Genomic DNA, 1,649 nt, shown 5'->3' on the forward strand with positions numbered 1-1,649 from the left:
ATCTTAATGGTTTTAATTACAATCAGTCCATTCTGGATAGCCAAGACCACGTAATCAACTCTTGGGCTGATGTGCTGAACCGCGCCAACCTTGGCATGGAAGTGATGCACGAGCGGAATGCACATAATTTTCCGTTGGACCTAGCTACTGCTGAGAGCACCCCTGTGGCTCTGAAAGCACCTGCTATCGGTTGATCCACCTCACTTTACTTCGGGGTTACGGCACCTATTATGGGGTCGTAACTCTTTTTATTATGAGCACGGAACTAACCAACGAACAAATCGCTGCACTGGAAGCAATGATTGCCCGGCGAATGGACAACACAGGCGAAACGCGAGAGCAATCCTCTGCGTTCATCGCCAATTTTCTCAGGGAATACGCATCCACGTTAGAAAAGGAGTAGAATAACATTTTTGGCTGATCCTTACTCTATCTGGCCTCTCGTCTATATTGTAGCGGGAGGCATCCTCGCAATCCTTATGGTTGCACTTCCATTTTTAGTTGTTATTTGTCTATGACTGCTTCAACACTTACTCTACCGCAGAGAGGATGGTTCGATGTACTCGACGACTGGCTTAAGCGCGACCGTTTCGTTTTTGTTGGCTGGTCTGGACTTCTTCTTTTTCCCACAGCTTATCTTGCTATTGGTGGTTGGCTTACTGGGACAAGTTTCGTTACGAGTTGGTACACTCATGGGATTGTATCCTCCTATCTTGAGGGTGCAAACTTTCTTACTGCGGCAGTTAGTACTCCAGCAGATGCTATGGGTCATTCTCTTCTTCTTCTCTGGGGTCCTGAAGCTCAAGGCGATATCGTCCGCTGGTTCCAACTTGGGGGACTCTGGCCTTTTGTGGCACTCCACGGGGCTTTCGCTCTGATTGGATTTATGCTACGCCAGTTTGAAATTGCTCGTCTTGTTGGCATCCGTCCCTATAATGCAATCGCATTCTCTGGCCCTATTGCCGTTTTTGTTAGCGTCTTCCTCATGTATCCACTGGGTCAGTCCTCGTGGTTCTTTGCCCCCAGTTTCGGGGTAGCTGCAATCTTCCGCTTCCTTCTCTTTCTGCAAGGTTTCCACAACTGGACACTGAACCCCTTCCACATGATGGGTGTAGCAGGTATTCTCGGAGGTGCATTACTCTGTGCCATTCATGGTGCAACAGTAGAAAATACATTGTATGAAGATGGTGATCAAGCAAACACTTTTAAGTCTTTTGAACCTACTCAGGAAGAGGAAACTTATTCCATGGTCACTGCTAACCGATTCTGGTCTCAGATTTTTGGTATTGCTTTCAGCAATAAGCGTTGGTTGCACTTCTTTATGCTTTTCGTTCCTGTCATGGGACTTTGGACAAGTTCTATTGGTATCATTGGTCTCGCACTCAATCTTCGTGCTTATGACTTTGTGTCTCAGGAGATTAGAGCTGCTGAGGATCCAGAGTTTGAAACGTTCTATACGAAAAACATCCTCCTCAATGAAGGACTCCGTGCCTGGATGGCTCCAGTAGACCAACCTCACGAGAACTTTGTGTTCCCAGAGGAAGTCTTGCCTAGGGGCAACGCTCTCTGATATAATGGAGGGGTCAAACCCTCCTTTTTTTATGGCGAGAATGAGAGACCCATTAAAGTATGGGTTCTACTGTGTTGAT

At 46.8% G+C, this 1,649-nt stretch carries 3 protein-coding genes; all 3 read left to right on the forward strand.

Features of this window, described 5'->3' with window-relative positions; all coding sequences use genetic code 11:
- A partial coding sequence (locus EBR25_13835) for a photosystem II q(b) protein (GenBank protein NBW42050.1) occupies nucleotides 1-194 on the forward strand: 194 nt, incomplete at its 5' end.
- On the forward strand, nucleotides 191-403 hold the full coding sequence (locus EBR25_13840; protein ID NBW42051.1) for a hypothetical protein: 213 nt from the start codon (nucleotides 191-193) through the stop codon (nucleotides 401-403). The genes EBR25_13835 and EBR25_13840, both read left to right, overlap by 4 nt.
- Before the next feature lie 111 nt (nucleotides 404-514).
- Complete coding sequence (psbD, locus tag EBR25_13845; protein NBW42052.1) at nucleotides 515-1,570, forward strand: photosystem II D2 protein (photosystem q(a) protein); 1,056 nt, start codon at nucleotides 515-517, stop codon at nucleotides 1,568-1,570.
- The last annotated feature ends 79 nt before the right edge of the window (nucleotides 1,571-1,649 follow it).

The sequence above is a fragment of the bacterium genome, assembly GCA_009926305.1.
Taxonomy (GTDB): domain Bacteria; phylum Bdellovibrionota_C; class UBA2361; order UBA2361; family RFPC01; genus RFPC01.

Excerpts from the sequence above, each read along its gene's own strand:
- psbD (NBW42052.1), top strand. The coding sequence starts at position 515 with ATGACTGCTTCAACACTTACTCTACCGCAGAGAGGATGGTTCGATGTA.